This is a genomic window from Psychrobacter coccoides (genome assembly GCF_017498085.1).
GTDB lineage: Bacteria > Pseudomonadota > Gammaproteobacteria > Pseudomonadales > Moraxellaceae > Psychrobacter > Psychrobacter coccoides.
Window position 1 is genome coordinate 25,619 of the sequence record NZ_JAGBKM010000013.1, and the last position, 19,597, is coordinate 45,215.

The 19,597-nt window shown below is 44.9% G+C and carries 16 protein-coding genes; 5 read left to right on the forward strand and 11 right to left on the reverse strand.

What is annotated here, in order from left to right:
• Window positions 1-94: 94 nt before the first annotated feature.
• On the forward strand, window positions 95-1,027 hold the full coding sequence (locus J3492_RS08055; protein ID WP_207991376.1) for a phosphatidate cytidylyltransferase: 933 nt from the start codon (window positions 95-97) through the stop codon (window positions 1,025-1,027).
• Window positions 1,028-1,249: 222 nt separating this feature from the next.
• A complete protein-coding gene (locus tag J3492_RS08060; protein WP_207991378.1) occupies window positions 1,250-2,161 on the forward strand; it encodes a LysO family transporter in 912 nt (303 codons plus the stop codon).
• Window positions 2,162-2,187: 26 nt separating this feature from the next.
• On the opposite strand, the gene J3492_RS08065 is transcribed toward J3492_RS08060, so the two are convergent.
• The 5 genes from J3492_RS08065 to J3492_RS08085 form a co-directional block, all read right to left on the reverse strand.
• Window positions 2,188-2,829 (reverse strand): OmpA family protein, encoded by a 642-nt coding sequence (locus J3492_RS08065; RefSeq protein ID WP_201574120.1) that lies wholly within the window; start codon window positions 2,827-2,829, stop codon window positions 2,188-2,190.
• An 89-nt stretch (window positions 2,830-2,918) separates the two neighbouring features.
• The gene (locus J3492_RS08070) at window positions 2,919-4,109 is read right to left on the reverse strand and encodes a hypothetical protein (protein WP_207991380.1); all 1,191 of its coding nucleotides are present in this window, start codon (window positions 4,107-4,109) and stop codon (window positions 2,919-2,921) included.
• Between the two features lie 323 nt (window positions 4,110-4,432).
• Window positions 4,433-5,047: an OmpA family protein gene (locus J3492_RS08075; RefSeq protein ID WP_207991382.1), complete on the reverse strand. Its 615-nt coding sequence runs from the start codon at window positions 5,045-5,047 to the stop codon at window positions 4,433-4,435.
• Between the two features lie 65 nt (window positions 5,048-5,112).
• Window positions 5,113-6,366 (reverse strand): FAD-dependent monooxygenase, encoded by a 1,254-nt coding sequence (locus J3492_RS08080; protein WP_207991384.1) that lies wholly within the window; start codon window positions 6,364-6,366, stop codon window positions 5,113-5,115.
• Window positions 6,367-6,571: 205 nt separating this feature from the next.
• The gene (locus J3492_RS08085) at window positions 6,572-7,867 is read right to left on the reverse strand and encodes an FAD-dependent monooxygenase (RefSeq protein ID WP_207991386.1); all 1,296 of its coding nucleotides are present in this window, start codon (window positions 7,865-7,867) and stop codon (window positions 6,572-6,574) included.
• Between the two features lie 555 nt (window positions 7,868-8,422).
• On the opposite strand from J3492_RS08085, the gene J3492_RS08090 reads away from it, so the two are divergent.
• Together J3492_RS08090 and ybeY are read left to right on the forward strand one after the other, a co-directional pair.
• Window positions 8,423-9,523 carry a PhoH family protein gene (locus J3492_RS08090; protein WP_207991514.1) on the forward strand — a complete coding sequence of 367 codons (1,101 nt, stop codon included), beginning with the start codon at window positions 8,423-8,425 and terminating at the stop codon, window positions 9,521-9,523.
• Between the two features lie 170 nt (window positions 9,524-9,693).
• Window positions 9,694-10,275 carry an rRNA maturation RNase YbeY gene (gene ybeY, locus J3492_RS08095; RefSeq protein WP_207991392.1) on the forward strand — a complete coding sequence of 194 codons (582 nt, stop codon included), beginning with the start codon at window positions 9,694-9,696 and terminating at the stop codon, window positions 10,273-10,275.
• A 64-nt stretch (window positions 10,276-10,339) separates the two neighbouring features.
• Here the strand turns inward: ybeY and J3492_RS08100 are convergent, their stop codons facing one another.
• Complete coding sequence (locus tag J3492_RS08100) at window positions 10,340-11,215, reverse strand: mechanosensitive ion channel family protein (RefSeq protein WP_207991395.1); 876 nt, start codon at window positions 11,213-11,215, stop codon at window positions 10,340-10,342.
• Window positions 11,216-11,354: 139 nt separating this feature from the next.
• A complete protein-coding gene (locus J3492_RS08105; RefSeq protein WP_207991397.1) occupies window positions 11,355-12,176 on the reverse strand; it encodes an energy transducer TonB in 822 nt (273 codons plus the stop codon).
• 493 nt (window positions 12,177-12,669) lie between these two features.
• On the opposite strand from J3492_RS08105, the gene J3492_RS08110 reads away from it, so the two are divergent.
• Window positions 12,670-13,440 (forward strand): hypothetical protein, encoded by a 771-nt coding sequence (locus tag J3492_RS08110; RefSeq protein ID WP_207991399.1) that lies wholly within the window; start codon window positions 12,670-12,672, stop codon window positions 13,438-13,440.
• 129 nt (window positions 13,441-13,569) lie between these two features.
• Here the strand turns inward: J3492_RS08110 and J3492_RS08115 are convergent, their stop codons facing one another.
• The 4 genes from J3492_RS08115 to nuoL all read right to left on the reverse strand — a co-directional run bounded on the left by J3492_RS08115 (window position 13,570) and on the right by nuoL (window position 19,597).
• A complete protein-coding gene (locus J3492_RS08115; RefSeq protein ID WP_207991401.1) occupies window positions 13,570-14,388 on the reverse strand; it encodes a ferredoxin--NADP reductase in 819 nt (272 codons plus the stop codon).
• Between the two features lie 222 nt (window positions 14,389-14,610).
• Entirely contained in the window at window positions 14,611-16,089 is a 1,479-nt protein-coding gene (locus tag J3492_RS08120; RefSeq protein ID WP_207991403.1) for an NADH-quinone oxidoreductase subunit N, read from the reverse strand.
• A 3-nt stretch (window positions 16,090-16,092) separates the two neighbouring features.
• Complete coding sequence (gene nuoM / locus J3492_RS08125; protein ID WP_207991405.1) at window positions 16,093-17,721, reverse strand: NADH-quinone oxidoreductase subunit M; 1,629 nt, start codon at window positions 17,719-17,721, stop codon at window positions 16,093-16,095.
• A 1-nt stretch (window position 17,722) separates the two neighbouring features.
• Window positions 17,723-19,597 (reverse strand): NADH-quinone oxidoreductase subunit L, encoded by a 1,875-nt coding sequence (nuoL, locus tag J3492_RS08130; protein WP_207991411.1) that lies wholly within the window; start codon window positions 19,595-19,597, stop codon window positions 17,723-17,725.

Consider the following 19,597-nt stretch of genomic DNA (forward strand, 5'->3'; position numbering starts at 1 on the left):
ACCGTCCTTTTTATAAAATACGTTGTAGACTTTTAGCTTAGGAGCTTATAGCATGTGCTAGAGCATACTTTAAAACTTTAACCAGAGCCTCGCCATGGTAGCTACCGATACGTTATTTTTAATCGTACTGATGACTGTGGTTAGCGTGGTTTGGGGCGTACTCGCTCTCCCATATTGGCGTGCTCGTCTGCCGACTATTTATCTTATTGCACGTTCATGGTGGTGGATGCTGGCGCTGCTGTGTGGCTGTTATCTGATTGCTAAGACGACTGGAAGTAACAGCCCTATTGATAAACAGTATCCCTATCAATGGCTGCTGGTTGCTTTTTTTATTCTGATTGGTCTGCGTGGCAGTTATGAAATCAGTCGTCTCTGGCGATCTGAAAGTAAAGCGCGACTGATTAGCAAGCTAAAAGCACGGGGGTTACAAGCTCATACCTTAGCCCTACCCATTCCTCAAAAGCAAACCCAAACCCTAGACGAGCCTGAACTGGATCGACAACGTGGCGTCCAGCCTTTTTTTTATTTAAACTTTTTAGATGTATTATTTGCTAGCGTCTTTATTTTACTTATTATCAGCCTGATTTTTTTACAACAATTGACGTGGCAGCGAGAACAATACGGTGTTTTGCTTTTCGTTTTATTCGCTAGCCAGTTCAACGATATAGCGCAGTACTTATGTGGCAAGCTACTCAAAGGCAAGCTGTTTAAACGTGGTCTTGCTCCTAAAATTAGCCCTAACAAAAGTATCGAAGGCGCTGTTTTTGGCAGCTTATTATCCGCTCTCCTGGCTACAGTACTTGGAGTTTGGCTAACGCCATTTAGCTGGTGGCTATGTCTGTTAGCAGCCTATATGCTGGCAGTCAGTGGCATCGCTGGAGACTTGATAGAGTCAGCGTTTAAACGTCAGCATGGTGTCAAAGACACGGGGACTTTATTGGCAGGACACGGTGGCGTACTCGATAGAGTAGACAGCCTGTTAATCGGGGTCCCTATATTTACCCTATTGTATTGGCTACTGGTGTAAACAAGCGCTTGGATAGAGAAAACCTCTATTAATATATAGTCGATTTACTTTAAAACCGATACAAAAGCTAGAATATGCTTCTACACTGCCTCTAGCTACAGCGACACAGCAAGGCACGACTTGTCACCGTAATATCTTCTATGGCGACTTTTATCGGCTGTAATTCCACTGCAGTATGATACAATCTTCGGCTTGTTTAAAACCGCTGCGAGCCTGCTGACCATGGAAAGCCTCATTACTCTCATCTTGGTACTCACGCCAATGTTTATTGGCTTTGCCATTCCATCCCGCCAAAGAATGACTATCCTGGCTGATAAGGGTCTGTCTTACTTAGTGTTTATTATCCTAACCCTTATCGGTATTGAGCTGTCACAGGTCGAAGGTTTGGGCAGTCAAATAGGCGAAATCGCCCTTTATGTCACTATCCTATCGATTTTGACGATTGGTAGTGGCCTGTTTGCGCTTATGCTTTTTGATTACTGGCGTCCATGGCAGGCAAAGAAGCCGAGCGTCAAGTCTAAAGAGCACCGTGTCAGTATCCGTGGTAGCCTCGCACAGTTGTTTTGTGTGGTTATTGGCATGATCATCGGCTATTTCTTACCCGCTGATTATATGCCGCCCGAAAACACCATGACTGTCATGCTGATGATACTTATTTTGTTGGTTGGTATTGGTCTCAAAGGTTCAGGAATCACACTCAAAGAAGTGCTGCTCAACAAACGTGGCGTTGAGATGAGTATTATCTTTACGTTATCGATATTGGGTGGTGGGCTACTCTTTGCGTTGATGTTTAGCGAGGTGTCATGGACGAAAGGCTTGGCGCTCGCTTCCGGCTTTGGTTGGTATTCTCTCTCAGCGATTATCATGACCGATGCTTATGGTGCTGTTTGGGGTAGTGTGGCGCTATTCAATGACTTGGTACGTGAGTTTTTTGCGCTGATATTTATTCCTGTCTTTATGCGCAAATATCCATCAGCTGCGGTCGGTCTTGGCGGCGCGACCAGTCTTGACTTTACCCTGCCTATTATTCAACAATCTGGTGGTCTAAAAGTCGTGCCACTGGCGATTAGCTTTGGCTTTATTATTAATATCGTCTCGCCAATTCTAATGGTAGTGTTTTCGGCGTTGGGGTAAGTATAATTTAAATAATTAGCTATTACTTAAAACTCGATACATATATTTGAATTTGAGTCGTCTGGATAGTTGTAGGCTATTTCAGGCTCCATAGCTAGTCCATAAACTCGGCGATTCATGGCTTTACCCTCTTCAGTATCAGAAGATGCAATAGGCGCGTCATCACCGCAATCAAAAGTACTTAAACGATCAGCGTCAATTTGATGCTTTAGTAGTAAGTAGTTTTTGATCATCAGCGCTCTATTTTTGGCTAAAGAATTTAACCCTCCATTAACTTCATCTTCTGAAGTATGGGCTTCGATTCTAAAAGTGGACGTATCATACTCCTTCATTTTTGTTGCTACTCTATCAAGCTCAAGCTGATACTCTTTTGATAACTCACTGCTGCCCTTGGCAAAAAAGGCACGATATTCCATTTTTAGACCTACCCCAGGCATCGTAAAAGGGCAGCCTCTGTCATCTACCATTACGTTTTCTGGCGTATTTGGGCACTGATCTAATTTATCAGGAACGCCATCACCATCTGAATCAATCTCTGCTTGCATTGTTCTGATATTTTCATATTGGGGTACATCTTTAGACGATGCGATTGTAATAGTCTGGCAGCCGGTTAGAGTTATAGATGCTGCTAACAAAAAAATGCTGTAGAATTTCAGTTTCGTAGTCATTGTTTATCTTCCCTAATGTAGTAAAAATCCTGATCTAAGTTATGCCCAATGACTAGCGGCTACGTAACAATTTTGCAAAAATATACGTTTTAAGCCATCACTAGCTCTTTTTCTACCTGACAAACCCTATCATGCCACTCAATAAAATCACTGATAGCAGCTGGCGCGGGTTCGCTATTACCAACTTCCCTACCTTTAAAACTCTCAATATAACGGCAAGCGCGATAGCCTTTTGCAAAGCTCTCATAATCAGCAACCCACTGCTTGCGTGCAGTTAAAGCAGCCTGTTGTGCATTATCATAACTGGATTGAGTGCTGCCATCATCAGCAAACCAAAACTCTTTAGCAGGGATACTTTTTTCCAACATACGCTGCTCGTTGACCTCAGCCATGCGCCACGGCTTGGCAGTGAGCCGCGCCCGAAAACATTGCTGCGCCTGACAAAGACGCACATAATTGGCATCGGCATGGAAGTACTCAAACCACTCTGCTACTAACTCATCACTTGGCTCGATGGTATCGTGAGTGGCAATAATGCGAAAGCCTGCTGGCGTCTCATATAAACGGAAGCGTTCTTTTGGATGTTTGACAACTCGCTTTTGTAGTCGTTCAGTCATATAAGGCCGTAAGGAAGCGATATCATCAGCATGTTTTTGCGCACGTGCTTTGTCTCTTTGGCTGGCTTGTTGCCACAAATAAGCAGTCACACCAATCATAACCACCAATAGCCATAACCAGGACAATCCGAGCCAATCGATGATAATGGCGATAAGTATAAACACCAGTACAAAAAACCAAACTTTCAACTTCGATGAGGGCTGGCTTTGATTGGTTGTTAACGCAGTCATATAGCCATGGCTGTCATAGCTATCAGGATAATTGCAATGTAATAATTCATCATTATCGACGTCAATGATGGCGATATTGTCGACGTTGGCGACCTGTGCACCATAACTGTTGCGTGTGACGATAAGCTGCGTTGATGCAGCTTTTGATTGCGAAGATGAAGGGAAAACCTGCTTGGATATGACTTGCTCACGAATGGGAATGCCGTTATTTGCGTTATACTCTTCCCTGCGTTCACGGCGTACGATATCCTCACCATTTAGCCAGCGATTATGCGCCTCACTGACTCGTGCTTTGGCATGGTTTAGCGCCTCGCTTTGACTGACATCTGACCATCCGTAACGCTTGATGGTGGCTTGCTTGACTGCGCTATCAGAGGTTGCCAATGATTTAAAACGCTGCTTATATTGCGCCCAGTATTTGGGGATGAGCATAGGTTTTGCCTTTTACTCTCAAAATTCATAGTAATTTTTTGTGTGTTTGCCAAAAAATATAACATGCCTTCTTTTTATATGGTAATATAGATATCAATATGACCGTCACCTCTGCTTTTGCAAGTGGCGGTTCTCTATTTCTAGCTTCTTATTTTATCGATATCAGCTCATACTATTGCCATAAGACCCAATCTTCTAAGCTCACCGTTAGACCAAAGTCTGCAAGTGTAACAGTATCCTCAGGTACAGTAGAAAACTCGTTTAATAAACTTTTGAAGCGTTAATTCCAACCAAATGCGCACACCCAGCCTATCTTTACCATTTTATTCTAAAATTTCTTTACATTTTACTAAAGTATCATTGTATCTCTCGCGCACTGATATCCAACCAAATACTCGCTGATTCATAGTTGCACCCTCCTCAGTATCATTACGAGCAATTGGATCATCAGAACTACAATCAAAAGTTCGGACTCTATTTGCTGGCAAGCCAAGATTAACCAAATAGTCTTTGACACTTTGCGCGCGAGCACCTGCTAATGAGATAGGTCTTAATTGCTGAGACGAGTCTTTGATATGTGTAATCTTGTTATCAACGGATTGTTGTTCGATTTTAGAAGTATGTCCTTGGACAAACAGCGTCAGATTAGAACAGCGAGCCGCGAACTCTATAATCTTGTTTAACTCTGGAATGTACTTATCTTTTATTTCAGCACTATCTCTATCGAAAAATACTCGCAACTCCATGGATAACATATCCTCCAAAGTCACCGTCATAGGTTTACCATTTTTATCAACAGGTGGCGGCTCAGCTATGCAGGTGGAAGGCACTAAAGTTTCTTGGCTAATACTATTGCCTACAGTCGCTGATTGACATCCTGATACTAAGCCTATGACTAATAAAGCAATAGTGACTTTTGTTGCGCCAAACTTAGTCATAGAGTATTCCTAATTAGTGATAGTAAATCACACTATATCTAACATATCTTTTTAAGAAAAACACCCTAAACCCCACTCGCCTGCTTGGCAAACAGGCGCATCAAAGGCTTGATTTTACTGACCCGATACATGCCTTCATTACGAATCTGCTGAATCGGACGTGTTTGCGCCAGCGAGCCTGCAAACAGCCAGTTAAGCAGCGAAAAACTATGCATCATTAGGCTATTATGCGGACGGCGTAAGCGCTCATAAGTACGCAAAGTTTGGTTGCTGCCCCAAAGCGTACCGCCACTACGGGCATAGTCATGCATAAGCTGCTCGCTTAATACCTGTACATCAAGCATGCCTAGATTCAGCCCCTGTCCTGCCAGCGGATGCACGCCGTGTGCAGCATCTCCTATTAATACCAAATTATCAGCGATGTAGCTCTTAGCTTGCTGGGCGCCTAACGGAAAGCTTGCTATAGATTCAATTTTATCTATGGCTCCAAGCTCATAGTGACTGGCAGCCGCCAACTTATCAGCGATAATGCGATCGTCTTCCTCAAGTAAAGATAACGCCTGATTGCGTGGCAGTGTCCAGACGATAGACTGCCAATGCTGCGGCATGGCCTTATCTTCATCCGTGATGTCCGCCAACGGCAATAATGCCAGCGTTCCCGTGGGCAGCATGGCTTGGCGAGCAGTTGCTTGATGCGGCTTTGCAGTCTGAATCGCACAGCAAATCGCTGTTTGTTGATAATCAAGAGTATCTAGCTCGATCCCTGCCTGCCTACGCACAAACGAGCCTCGACCATCGGCACCGACGAGCAGGCGCGCATCGATAGTAGCCCCCTTCTCTAAAGTCACACGGTAGCCCTGCTCTGCTCCCAACCAATCCATATCAACGACTTTTTGCCCGGAGATGACCGTCAGACAGTCACTGACATCTTCTTCAGACAAGCGCTGTGATAAGGCATACTCAATGACTGCCGGCTCCACCATACTCCCAAGCAGCTCTGGCGTACTGCTGTCACTATCACCAAATAACAGCTCGCCCATACCATTCAGTTGCCATACCTGCATTTGCGAATAATCGGCCTTGCGCCCAGATAGTGCAATCTTTTGCCAAGCGCCAACGTCTTTGAGTAAGTGAATACTGGCGAGGCTAAGTGCATAAACACGGGCATCTCGGTGACTGAGCACCTGCTGCCACTCAGACTGGTCTCGTTCAGAGCGTGCATCGATTAAGGTTACAGGCATTTTGGCTTGCGCCAGCTTTAGCGCTAGCGTTGCACCGACGATACCGCTGCCAATAATTAGCGTATGGTTGTTTGTCATAAATTATCTCTTTATCTTTAAATTTAAGATGCTTGTCAGGCTAGCACGCTTATTATCAACGAAAATAACACCTTAACACGGATTGAGCACCTCTAAAGCGCTTGGTATTTATTTGGCGCAGCCTCTGCAACTAGGGTACAGTCAGCGAGACAAATGATTACCAAGTGCTAAATACCATAGTTCTGGGTCATATCAGTCATCAGTCTTATGACTTTAAGCCCATCGCATAGTTAGCGACTAATGGTTTAATGTTCGGCAGCTTATCAAAGGCTATCAAGGCCACATTACGTGCCAGCTTGACTGCTGGATTGGGATGTGTAAAGCCATGGACCACCGCATCACAAAAGCGAATCACTCGTTTTTGATCGCTTAGACGTGCTTTTTCATAACGCTTAAGTAAACTGGGGTCACCGATATCCTCTCCTTTTAGCACCTGCCTACTCATCATCTGCGCCAGTACATGCGCATCACGCATACACAGATTAAAGCCTTGACCTGCTACAGGGTGTAAGGTGTGAGCAGCGTTACCCATGATGACGCAGCGACCCTCTACCTGTTTATTAGCCAGCACTCGGGTTAAAGGATAAGCCCCTCGGCGACCCGCTTGGACAAAGGTGCCAGCACGCTGACCAAACGCTTGCTGCAAAGTCGCCAAAAAATGCGCATCGTCTTCTAGATACTTATCTTCTTCACCGGTTGGACATACCCAGACCACTGAGCGCCGATGGCCCTGCTGATACTCATCATTGCCATCACCCTCTGGGTCAGTCAGCGGCAGTACTGCCAACGGTCCAGCGGGACTAAAGCGTTCAATGGCGACGTGCTCATGTGGCCTATCCGTCTCCACCACCCCAACGATTGCCGTCTGCTGATAGTGATAGGTGGTTGTGTCAATATTTAATAACTGCCTTACCGTCGAATCACGACCATCACAAGCGACCAAGACACTGGCTTGCAGCTGCTGCTCGTGCTCCTCTCCCTCATAGTAGCTAAAGCTCAGCGTCACGCTATCGCTCTGCTGCTCCACAGCGATGACATTGGCATTGTCAATCAACGTGATTAATGGCGCCTGCTTGGCTGCCAATAGCAGTTTACGGCCAAGCCATGCATTTTCCATGACCTGCCCGAACGACTCGACTTGTTCTTCTGCTTTATTGAGTTGCGCTTGTCCAAAGCTGCCTTGCTCACTGATTTTTACTGCATCGATACGGCAAGCATGACTTTGCAGCTCGTTCCATAGTCCAATTTCTTGGTAAATCTGTACGGTACGCCGTGACAGCGCAGTATTACGACTGTCCAAATAGTGGCTGCGTCCCTTGTCATCGTCGGGACTAAGGTCAGGGTAGCTGTTTTTTTCCAGTACGGTGCTGGCGATACCATGGTGCGCTAATAGTAATGCAAAGGATAAACCTACATGCCCACCGCCTGCAATCAGCACTTGCTGCTCGGTGATGGCTTGGCTTGCTCCTGCGCTTGTTGAGTTTTCATCAGTATTTTGCATCTTTATGATTCCTAATTATTATATTCTCTGCGATCTATTATGCTCATGTACAATATAAGGCCGGATAAGCGGCTAATAGCCACTCTATAAAATCCTTTCGTCCTTATTTTTTCTCATCGTTATTTTGCAATCTTTATCATTTTACATATCTTTTCAGTCCAACAGTCATCCGCCATATATAAGCAATAGACTACCACACATTGTCTTTTATACTGCGGCTTTGACTAGGGGCTTTTTAATCAGTGATTATACATAACCCTTAAAAAAGAGATCACCCTTAAAAAAGCACAGTGGTTGCAATCACCATACAAAAACAGCGTCATCTCACTAAGGTATGGCTTGAATTTTAAAAGTTATCTACCATAATGAAGGCAACGCATTGATTTATTATTATTCATAAAACCAGTACTCATTTTACCGTTACTTTTATCTCTACGATATCACCCTACTGACTATTTTATCTCTGACACCCTTGATTCTATCAGAACTGACCAGTATCAGCATAAGACGATAGTATCGGGCATATAATACAAGGATAATCGCTTGACTGACTCCATGAGCCGCCGTATAAAGTTTGAATCATTGACACCAGCACAGCTCAAAACCGTGCTTGGCGAATACAATAACCACATGAAATACCTACAAGATCGTCTCGATATCAAGATCATTCAGCGTCAAGGCGACTTCTGTCTGAGTGGTGACGTCACTGCCGTTGAGCGAGGTGAACGCATCATCTATAAGCTGGTTGATGAGGCACAAAATACCAAAGACATCAGCGCAGAAGAGCTGCACCTGATTATTCAGTCGAGTATCTCACGTGATGAAGACATACTCGGCGATGAACAGGAAGCTGATGCAGCAGACGCCGAAGAAAACCTAAAAGCAGCTGATAAATCCAGTGAGTTTACGCCCATTAGTTTGCGTACTCGAAAAGGTAAGATCATCCCGCGCGGCGGCAATCAGCAGCGCTACGTCAAAAACGTCCTGCGCTCTGATGTGTCTTTTGGTATCGGTCCTGCCGGTACGGGTAAGACTTATCTGGCTGTGGCCTGTGCGGTCGATATGCTAGAGCGCAATGAGATTGAGCGTATACTACTGGTACGTCCTGCGGTCGAAGCAGGTGAAAAACTAGGGTTTTTGCCAGGCGATCTCACACAAAAGATTGATCCCTATCTACGTCCGTTATACGATGCACTGTATGAGATGCTTGGCTTTGAAAAAGTCGGCAAACTGATTGAGCGTCAAATCATTGAGATTGCGCCACTGGCGTACATGCGTGGCCGTACTCTAAACAACTCGTTTGTGATTTTAGATGAGGCACAAAACACCACGCCTGAGCAGATGAAAATGTTCTTGACCCGTTTGGGTTTTGGCTCACGGGCTGTGATTACGGGTGATATTTCGCAGGTTGACTTACCCCGTGGGACCAAGTCAGGCCTTGCGCAGGCGATGGACATTCTAAGTGGTATCGAAGAGATTCACATCACCAAGTTTGACTCAAAAGACGTGGTGCGTCATCAGTTGGTACAAAAAATCGTCGAAGCCTACGATGTGTTTGATGAAGAGCAGATTGCGCTACAAGAAAAACGTAAGTTTGAACGTATTAAAGAACAAGAGCGCAGACAAGCCGTTGCTGATGCTGCCTCTAAGCTATAATTGGCGTGGCACACTTTACAACAATCAACCGGATTGCTGCTCGTAATCCGGTTTTTTATTGCTAAGTATGGGGTATACCCTAAGGCTAATGTGGTCTTAGTGGCTATAGTATAGTCGGAGTTCTTTTAAACCGCCCTAATTAGACACAACCTTCTTGACAGGATAAAACCATGACTCAACCTAACCATCATAGCGCCAGCTTTGCAGTACTTGATATTAGTGCGATTGACAGTATAGATAACACCTTACTCGCCAGCTTTTATGGTGAAGACAGTCTGCTGTCTATTATGAAGGCAACACTCCATTATATGGACGTACGCATCAAAGATGGTCTAACGCTACCCTACTTTGCCGACATCAGTCCTGAGCTGTGGCAAAAAAAGACGAAAGCATTAGATATATACATCACAGATGTGAATGAAGGTCGTCAGCTGAACTTAGAAGCACGTGACAAAGACTATGCGACAAATATTTTATCTTATCCAAGTGACTTGCCGGCTGCCATTATTGAACTGATGCCGACCTTACCACTTGGCGAGCTTATTATCTGTCATGAAGTCGTGGTGCGTGAAGCCAGCGAACAAGACAAAACCGTAGTGCAGCACATCAGCCATCTATTAGTACATGGCATTTTGCACCTTTTGGGCTTTGATCATGAGCTCGGACAAGCTGAGCAAGATGAGATGGAAAGCTTTGAGATTGAGATTTTGGCAAGCCTAAACTTACCAAATCCCTATCTACCAACCACTTAAGTGTGATTTGAGCGGTTATTTAACTCAGCCCCTTTTTTCTGTGTCATAAACCTGTGGGCAGTACCTAGTCTTTGTCCATAGGCAACTTTTGTGACTGTCCCATCTGATTGATCATCTGATCTAAGCCTTTGACATGGACACTACGCTGCGGGAATGGAATTTCAATCTTCTCGTCATCTAGGGCATGCTTGAACTGCTCTAGCAAATCACATTGCATCGTCCACCAATCATCGTTCGTCGTCCATACATTTAAGGTTAAATCTACCGAGTTATCCCCTAAGTTGGTGACACGCACGATGGGCTCAGGGTCGGTAAAGGCCATCGGATTGTTTTTGGCAAGACTGAGCATGACGTTTTTAGCAGTCTTGATATCAGCATCATAGCCTATACCCACCGTGATATCGACACGGCGATTGGGCAATGCCGTATAATTGGTCACCGCTGAGGTGGTGATATCGCTGTTGGGAATGATAATGTCGTGATTGTTAATGGTCGTCAAATGGGTATTAATCAAAGTAATCTCAGTCACCGTACCCGTGTAGCTGCTAATCTGCACATAATCACCACGTACAAATGGGCGAAAGGTCACAATCATAATACCTGCAGCGAAGTTTGACAGCTGATCTTTTAACGACAAACCAATCGCTACTGCGGCACCACCAAGTATAGCAACGACCGAGGTGGTCTGGACGCCAACTTTACTTAAGGCTGCCAAAACAACCACGACCAATAGCACACCATACAGCATCCGGCCCAAGAAGTTAGCCACGGTGTCATCTAGGTGGCTACGCAGCATAATACCATGAGAAAATGTGACTGCCTTTTTGGCTAGCCAACGTCCTACTACGAATATTAATATGGCTAAAGCAATCTTGATAGCCAAACTGACTGCATTACTGGTCAAAGCTGCAACATCTACTGTAAAACCTAAAAATTCCATACTGACTCTTTATGTTTGATTGTATTAATAAGATATTATGAGTGGCGTTCAAAATTATACTTTTATTTTGTACCGTTTATGCCTGATTTGGGACAATCTTAGCAATCAACAGTACTAATATTTGAATATTTAACAGGCCCTAATAAGTTACCTCTACCTTGTCACTATAGCGATAGGTACGTATCAAACGCAGCTCAACGATATCACTCATATCTTCAGTAAAATTGCCAAAGGGCGCTGCCTGTCTTACTGACTGCTTGGCCGCTTCATCTAATATGGTCGAGCCCGAACTCTCTAGCAAACGAATGGCTTTCACAGTACCATCGTCTCTGATAATCACCATCAAACGGACCTCTCCTACAATACCTTGCGCTCTTGCTTGGACTGGATAGTGCAAGTTGCCGACACGCTCACCCTGCTCACGAAAAGCTTCTATATAATCGGCAGCGGCGCCACGGGTGGTAGAATTGCTATCGACAGTCGCTACCTTAGACTTAGTTGCATAGACTTGCTGACGCTGTGACAACTGTGCTTCTAAGGTCGCAATTTGCTTACGCAAGCGCTCCTCTTGTGCTGCTACATCATCCTGTGCTTGTTTACTGTCATTATCAGACTCTACAGTCGCTTGCCGCCAGCTCAAAGAGGTCCGCAGATAGCTTTCTTGATAGCGCTGCTGACGCACCTTGCGCTGCATATTGAGCACATCTTGCGTTTCGCTCATTTGCTCTGCCGTCAGTGGACTGGCCTGGGTGCTTTCTTGTCTGACTTGCTGGCGTATCGAACCGCCCCCTTCTTGGGAAGCATTGGCGATAAAGTGTGCGTCTTCATTAGGCTGCATGTTGTCCGTCAAGGCCTTGGCCACATCCTGCATCATCGCTGCTGGATCGCTACCCATAGAAAAGCTGACCCCAAAAATCAACACGATATGCACTATTAGCGCAATCACAACAGCGATTGGCATACTAAAATCACGCCTTGGTGCTTGCGCCGAGAAGTGATAACTTTGAGAGTCTTTAATATGGGCCAAAATAGGTCTCAATTAACCAGTATAAATACAATGGCCCTCATTTATATCTGGGCCATGAATCATTTGCTGCTATTCTACATTATCGCAGTTAGAGTAGCAGTAAAAATAATGACTTTCCTTTCAGATTTTTCTATTCTTTCAGGCATTAATCACGCCAAAATAAAAACGGCACACACTATACCAAGTGCTGCAACTTTAGTCGATTCATTCTACAAGATGACTTTGCCCGCCCCATCATAACATAGCCCTTATTTGACTCAAGTCAATCCTATAGCTTGTCTTGCTTGGGGTATTTGTTACCATGAATTATTTGCTACAATGTGACGCCCAGTGCTTTTTGCGCTACCGTTTTGCGATATACTACTTTAGCTTTTAATGCTTCTTAGTTTTTAAGGCTTTTTAGTGTTGACACCCTACAAAGATAAGGATGACGAGTTTGCCTACCTCTGATAATTTTGACGAGTTCGCTGACAATCTTGGCTATCGCTTTAGCGAATCGTTTAGCGATGGCTGGGAGAGCTTAAGTCAGTCCATCAAAAACCTCTACAATAAAGGCGTGGATAAGCTAGATGACGAGCTGGCCCTACCGGTGGCTCAGACTTATGTTAATGATGCCTTACAAAAATTCGTCACTGATAATGTTAAGTCTATCTTAGAGCTGCGGGTTGAGCTGCATGATGATTGGTTTCGCTTGTATTGCACGTTAAATGTGGCTGGGATTTATGCTGAGGTGGCCAGTAACTTTAGTCTAGTACATGTGCAGCTTGATCGTAACGTCCAACGCTTTGTCTTTGGTCAGCAGACGTATACTGACGTCCTTAACTTACGCTGTGAATCATTTATAAAACGTCAAGGTATCAAGCTATTTATTTGGTTTTATCACAGTGTGCTCAAAAAAGACCCACTGGGCTTTATCTTGTCGTATATTAATATTGCTCGTGCCAAGGAAGAGATTATTTATCTTGATATCAACCGTTGGCTAAAAAAGAATAAAAAGATTATCAGCACCTTACATAAAGTGCAGGTCAATTATGGTGAGCTTGAAGAAGAGCAGCTTGTACTAAAAACACAGGTGAACTATCGTGACTTAATCGGTGCTAATAACATCGATGATATTATCAGCGACGATGATGATCCCGAGCTGATGCAAGGCCCTATCAATCCTATTGAGGACGCCGTCAAACCTGCTCAAGAGTAATCTTGATTAAAGCGTCTGGTATAGAATATCCATATTTAAACGCTTCTACTTTATTTTGATTAAGTGGCAGCGTTTTTCGTAGCCACTTGACGATATCTATTTGCTGATCTTTTGCCAGTAATGGGTCTTTTACCAGTAGTTCTCTACCGCAATATTCCCTTCACCGCGGCGGTTCATCACCAGCCCCAGATCTTTTAGTGTCTCTTTGGTATCTTCGACCATCTCAGGGTTACCACACAGCATCACATGAGCGCTGTCTTTATCCAGCTTGATACCAGCACGCGCTTCTAACTTGCCATTAACCAGCAGCTTAGGCAAACGCTCAGTGAGCGCATCGCCCATCGGCTCACGGGTGACGATGGGGACAAATATTAATTTAGCTGGGTTGTCGACTAGCGAGCCAAAGTCCTCTTGTAGGCTTTCGATTTTTTCGATATAGGCCAGCTCTTCTTTTGAGCGGGCACTATAAGCCAAAACGATGTGCTCATAGTCTTCCCATGTCTGCAAGTCTTGCAACATCGATAAAAACGGAGCCAGTCCCGTCCCTGTCGCTAATAACCATAAATCCTTAGGCAAGGGTTTTTGATAGCGGGCCAAGGTTAAAAACCCAAAAGGCATTGTATTTAATAACAGCTCATCGCCCACCTCTAGATACTGCAATTGTGAGGTAAACGCCCCATCAGAGATGACGATAGAAAAGAACTCTAGTATCTCATCAAATGGCGATGACACAATCGAATAAGCTCGGAAGATATCTTCATCTAAGCTCTCATCTGCTGTGCCATTTAGTTTTTTATAGTGTTGTAGCTGACTGGGATTGACCCCTAATCGTACAAACTGCCCAGCGGTAAACTTAAAGCTGTCTGGACGGGTCACTGTAAAGCTAAATAAGTTTGGGGTCCATGTGGTTTTACTCAGTACTTTTACAGTTTGAATATTGTCACTCATAGTAATTTGTCACTCTCATTTTTATTAATAATATTTTATATAATCCGTTGAAAATAAAACTGTCATAAGCTCAAAAGCGCTACTGGTATGAATTATTAAAATACAAAGCAAAAGATGCGCCAAGCTTAACATAAACCTGGCGCATCTTGGTTTTCTAACAGTAACAGCAGATAAACAATAATAACGGCTGCCTATTATCTTTCGTTTTAGACAAGGTATGAACTACCAAATACGTGCCATATCTGACCAAACGATGAGGCTGTTTGGCAAGACACCAAAGTAAATAATCACCACAGTGACACCGATCACCATCAGTCCGCCTACACGAATGCCCCACTGCCCTGCGACATCAAACTCAATGAACTGCTTGGGACGTTTGAATAACGTCAGCATCACACGCAAGTAATAGAAAAGCCCAATAGCGCTACCTAAGATAATCATCGCCGCTAAGAACCAATTGGTCCCTTGTACCGCAGCCAGTATCGCAAACAGCTTGGTGATAAAGCCTGCTGTCAGTGGTATACCAGCCAAAGACAACATCATAATAGTCATCACTGCAGTGATGATCGGACGACGCCAAAACAGCCCTTGATAGTGTGATAGGTCATCGGCTTCACCAGATTGACGATAGGGACTTGACATCAAGGTCACCACGCCGAAGGCACCAATAGAGGTAAAGGCATAAATCGCCATATACATGCTAGAGATACTATCAGCTGCCGCCCCGATACTGACGATAACGATCAATACATAGCCCATATGAGCAATAGACGAATAACCTAAGAGACGCTTCAGGCTGGTCTGACGTACCGCCAGCAAATTACCCGCTAGGATAGACAAGGTCGCCATAACCACCAATAGCATCTGTACGGATGGCAATGCCAACAATGCGCTGTCAATTAAAAAACGTACTGCCAGCGCCATCATCGCCACTTTTGATACCGAAGCTAAGTACGTCGCAATAGGTGCTGGTGCGCCCTCATAAACGTCTGGCGTCCACATATGAAACGGTGCAGCTGAGAGTTTAAAGGCGATACCAAACAGCATCAATGCCGCCCCTAATATCAGCAATGGCGACTCAAACATACTGCCCAATACAAGACTAATCGGCTTAAATGCCAGTGAGCCAACTTGAGCATAAATAAACGCCATACCCATCAAGATGGTGGCTGAGGCGGTCGCTGATAGCACTAAGTACTTAAGCCCCGACTCCAGCGAGCGGTTGCGCATATAGGTATAAGACAATAGTCCATACAAAGGTATCGACAGCAGCTCAAGACTCATAAAGAATGCCGCCATATGCTGCGCTGATACCATCAGTAGTGCCCCAGTAGTCGAGAGCAGCAGCAACAAATAAAGCTCGTCTTTGTTGTCTTTTAGGTTTGCCAGATAGGCGTATGCCAAGGTACAGCAAGCCAAAGCACAGATAAAAATAACCACCATATTAAACTTGGCAAAGCTATCAACAACAAACAACTGCTCAGCGCTAGCGACAACTGCGCCACTGTCTATGACACCTGTGATTTGACCGATTAAAGTAAATAAGCCAACGTTTAGCCCCACGACGCTAATGGTCGCTGTGACAAAGTGTGAGCGCTGAATTGTAATGGCAATCATAGCCAGCAAAGAGGTCACTGCTACTATAATGATTGGCGCATATGGCATGAGCACCATCAAATCATTCATCGTAAATTCATTCATGACTTAACGTGCCTCCATTGCATCAAGTAACGGCGACATATCGACCTGCGTCACCTGACTGTAAATATAAGCATTATTGATCCACTGCATGGCGTGATTTGAGGTATCAAGGAACGGCTGTGGGTACAGACCAAGCCATACCAACCCTGCCGCTAACATCAATAATAATGACAGCTCACGCTTACCCAAGTCTTTCACTTTGCGTGCTGGTAAACCATGCGACTTGGTCTCATGTAGTGCCACCTTTTCGATATTATTAACACCAAATAACGCCCGATAAATCAATATTAATGAGTATAGACCTGCCAATACCAAACTAAAGGTTGCGAGCACCACAAAGACTGGATACTGCGCAAATGCACCAAACAAAATCATAAACTCGCCGATAAAGTTACCTGTACCAGGAATCCCTAATAAGGCGGCGCAGAAAAACATCAAGATAGGTGCATAGTAGCGGAACTGTCCCCACATACCACCCATCAGAGTCAAATCACGAGTATGCAGACGCTCGTATAGCTGACCTGCCATAATAAATAGCGCCGCTGAGCTCAGACCATGCGCCAGCATTTGTATCATTAAACCCTGGAGACTGAGTAAGGTACCTGCATAAATTGCTAACACCACAAAACCCATATGCGAGATACTGGTATAGGCCAGTAGGCGCTTCATATCGGTTTGCATAAAGGCCAGCCATGCGCCATAAAAGATACCGATGGTACCCAAAGTAATCGCAATGGGGGCAAAGTCTTGTGAAGCCGCAGGAAATAACGGTAAGACAAAACGAATCAGACCATAAGCGGCAGTCTTAATCAGCACCCCTGCCAAATCCACCGAACCTGCTGTGGGTGCCTGTGCATGTGCATCGGGCAGCCAACCATGAAATGGCATAATTGGCAACTTAACCGCAAAACCGATAAAGAAGCACAGCATGATTGGGTATTCCCAGCCGCCAAGTGACGTACCGAGCAAATCATTATAGTTAAAGCTGATCACACCGCTATAGACATAGTTAAACAGCACGAGCAGCAAGATACCAATAAGCATGATAAGCCCAGATGCTTGGGTATAAATAAAGAACTTGGTAGCCGCGTACTCTTTGGTTTTACCACCGACCACATCATGTCCCCAAAGGGCAATCAAGAAGTATATCGGAACCAGCATCATCTCCCAAAAGAAGAAGAATAAAAACAAATCAATGGCCAAAAACACACCAATGACGCCGCCTAAACTCCATAGCAAGTTCAGATGAAAGAAGCCCACTCGGCGCTGAATCTCATTCCATGAACAGGCCACGGCAGCGACACCAAGCAGACCAGTCAAGGCAACCATCATTAGCGATAGCCCATCAAGCGCCAAATGAAAGCTAATACCAAAGCTAGGTATCCACGGCACACTAAACTCAGCAATCCAAGGCACCGTAGACTCAGGCGCAATGACCTGCTTACTCATGCCAGCAAAATCACCGTACTGCCATAGCACCATCGACAGACCAAAGGTCAACATCATACCAATTAAGGCAATCCAGCGTGGCAGACGTTTATTAAAGCGCTCAACCAACCAACATAGCAATCCGGCAATAAACGGAATAGCAATCAATGCCGGTAGCATCCACGTTTGTTGTAACTCAATCATTTTACACCACCGTAATCATTACCAGCACCAGCAACACAGCTACTCCCAAGCCAAAGCTTGCAGCATAACCCCGAAGTGACCCTGTTTGCGTGGCAGACAAAGCTTTATTGCCCACTCGAGCCAACATTGGCATTATATTCCACGTCTTATCGACAGGGTCAGCTTTAAATAAACGGCCTATTAACAAGAAAGGCTTTACAAACACCAAGTCGTATAATGCATCAAAGCCCATACCGTGGTAGCACCAATGATATAGCGCCCCACCAATCCGTGTCTGCTTAAAGCGTGATAACATCTGACCTTTATCAACCACATACAATAACGCTGCTAACACAAGACCTGCGACCATCGCACCCATAGCGATATACTCCGCCGTATGCTTGCCATCAGCATGACCTGCCACCTCTAGGAGATGACCCACACTCTCTGGCAACACCCCTTGTAATGGGGGCGTAATCCACGCCCCGACAGCAGTTGATAACACGAGCAATACGGTAAGCGGCAACCAGTATGAGATGCCAGATAGCTTGTGTGCAGGGGTTTTTTCTTCACCAAAAAAGATGATCCAGATCATACGGAAAGTATAAAGTGCGGTTAAGAAAGCACCGAACACCCCCATATAAAACAGTACTTGATGCCCTGTGGCATAGGTCTCCCAAAGAATCGCTTCTTTAGAATAAAAACCAACCGTCACCCAAGGTATCGCTGCCAGTGCACCACCGCCAATGATATAACACCAAAACACTAAGGGTATCTTGGTACGCAGCCCGCCCATCTTAAAGATGTTTTGCTCATGATGCACTGCCAATATGACTGCGCCTGAGGCCAAAAACAGCAGCGCTTTAAAAAAGGCATGAGTCATCAAATGAAAGACAGCACCTTGCCAAGCGCCCACACCGAGCGCCAAAAACATGTAGCCGATTTGACTCATGGTCGAATACGCTAAAATACGCTTAATATCTGTCTGTACCAATGCACAGAACCCAGCGACAACCAGCGTCAAAGCACCAACCGCACCGACCCAGTATAATAAAATCCCTGGGGTCAAAATGAACAAGGGATGTAAACGAGCAATTAAGTAAACCCCTGCCGTGACCATTGTAGCGGCATGAATCAATGCCGATACTGGGGTCGGACCTGCCATCGCATCTGCCAGCCAAGTATGTAATGGAATCTGTGCTGATTTACCCATTGCGCCACCGACGATCATCATGGTGGTTAGGATCATTGTCGGACTATTAACATCAAATACTTCAGGCGCACGAGTGATGATCTCTTGAATATTTAACGTGCCAAACTCACGGAATAATAAAAACAACCCGAAGGCCAAAAACACATCACCGACACGGGTGACCGTAAAGGCTTTCATCGCTGCACGACCGTTGGCTCGGTTTTCAAAATAAAAACCAATCAATAAATACGAGCAAATACCAACGCCTTCCCAGCCAAGGTATAACAGCAGTAAATCGTCCGCTAATACCAATAACAACATACTGGCCACAAACAGGTTCATATAGCTAAAGAAGCGAGCAAAACCTGGATCACCTTTCATATACCAAGCAGCGAACATATGAATCAAAAAACCGATGCCCGTAATCACACTGAGCATGGTTAGGGCTAAACCATCAAAGCTGAGCCCAAAGCTTGGCGCAAAATCACCGACTTGAAACCAAGTCCATAGTGGCACCTGCACAACGCTGCCAGTAGCATAAGTGCTCAAAAAAGCATAGCTCACGATTAGTGTACATAGTGCCGATAGCCCCATGCTACCGACACCAACCATCGCTGCTTGTTGTTCAGTTAACCGATCACGCATAAAGGCTAAAATCAAAAAGCCAATGAGCGGTAATATAAAGGTTAATGGTAATAAACTCAT

Excerpts from the sequence above, each read along its gene's own strand:
- J3492_RS08055 (WP_207991376.1), top strand. The coding sequence starts at position 95 with ATGGTAGCTACCGATACGTTATTTTTAATCGTACTGATGACTGTGGTT.
- J3492_RS08060 (WP_207991378.1), top strand. The coding sequence starts at position 1,250 with ATGGAAAGCCTCATTACTCTCATCTTGGTACTCACGCCAATGTTTATT.
- J3492_RS08065 (WP_201574120.1), bottom strand. The coding sequence starts at position 2,829 with ATGACTACGAAACTGAAATTCTACAGCATTTTTTTGTTAGCAGCATCT.
- J3492_RS08070 (WP_207991380.1), bottom strand. The coding sequence starts at position 4,109 with ATGCTCATCCCCAAATACTGGGCGCAATATAAGCAGCGTTTTAAATCA.
- J3492_RS08075 (WP_207991382.1), bottom strand. The coding sequence starts at position 5,047 with ATGACTAAGTTTGGCGCAACAAAAGTCACTATTGCTTTATTAGTCATA.
- J3492_RS08080 (WP_207991384.1), bottom strand. The coding sequence starts at position 6,366 with ATGACAAACAACCATACGCTAATTATTGGCAGCGGTATCGTCGGTGCA.
- J3492_RS08085 (WP_207991386.1), bottom strand. The coding sequence starts at position 7,867 with ATGCAAAATACTGATGAAAACTCAACAAGCGCAGGAGCAAGCCAAGCC.
- J3492_RS08090 (WP_207991514.1), top strand. The coding sequence starts at position 8,423 with ATGAGCCGCCGTATAAAGTTTGAATCATTGACACCAGCACAGCTCAAA.
- ybeY (WP_207991392.1), top strand. The coding sequence starts at position 9,694 with ATGACTCAACCTAACCATCATAGCGCCAGCTTTGCAGTACTTGATATT.
- J3492_RS08100 (WP_207991395.1), bottom strand. The coding sequence starts at position 11,215 with ATGGAATTTTTAGGTTTTACAGTAGATGTTGCAGCTTTGACCAGTAAT.
- J3492_RS08105 (WP_207991397.1), bottom strand. The coding sequence starts at position 12,176 with ATGCCAATCGCTGTTGTGATTGCGCTAATAGTGCATATCGTGTTGATT.
- J3492_RS08110 (WP_207991399.1), top strand. The coding sequence starts at position 12,670 with ATGACGAGTTTGCCTACCTCTGATAATTTTGACGAGTTCGCTGACAAT.
- J3492_RS08115 (WP_207991401.1), bottom strand. The coding sequence starts at position 14,388 with ATGAGTGACAATATTCAAACTGTAAAAGTACTGAGTAAAACCACATGG.
- J3492_RS08120 (WP_207991403.1), bottom strand. The coding sequence starts at position 16,089 with ATGAATGAATTTACGATGAATGATTTGATGGTGCTCATGCCATATGCG.
- nuoM (WP_207991405.1), bottom strand. The coding sequence starts at position 17,721 with ATGATTGAGTTACAACAAACGTGGATGCTACCGGCATTGATTGCTATT.
- nuoL (WP_207991411.1), bottom strand. The coding sequence starts at position 19,597 with ATGAGTTTATTACCATTAACCTTTATATTACCGCTCATTGGCTTTTTG.